Here is a 269-nt window from a genome sequence, read left to right on the forward strand (position 1 = left end):
CTTGAGGCTCGGCTTGTCACTGGCAATACTGATCCCCGGCAGCACCGTATCCAGACCAATGCTTAACTGGGTCGCCGCAGTATTGTCATTACCTGCACTGTCGGTAAAGGCATTGGCGGCCACATCCACGGTTGCCGCTGCAGTGCGGTCGCTATCCGGTGTAAACGTCGCCGAATAACTGATGCCGCTACCACTAAAGCCGCTTAAACTACCGCCGACCACGGTGATATCCCCGACCGCAAAGTCAGAACTCGCTTCACTTAAAGTGA

At 55.4% G+C, this 269-nt stretch carries 1 protein-coding gene; it reads right to left on the reverse strand.

Annotation, left to right across the window (positions count from 1 at the left end):
- On the reverse strand, positions 1–269 hold a 269-nt coding region (locus MD588_RS25995), incomplete at both ends, for an Ig-like domain-containing protein (RefSeq protein WP_265700844.1).

The sequence above is a fragment of the Photobacterium obscurum genome, assembly GCF_026191635.1.
Taxonomy (GTDB): Bacteria; Pseudomonadota; Gammaproteobacteria; order Enterobacterales; family Vibrionaceae; genus Photobacterium; species Photobacterium obscurum.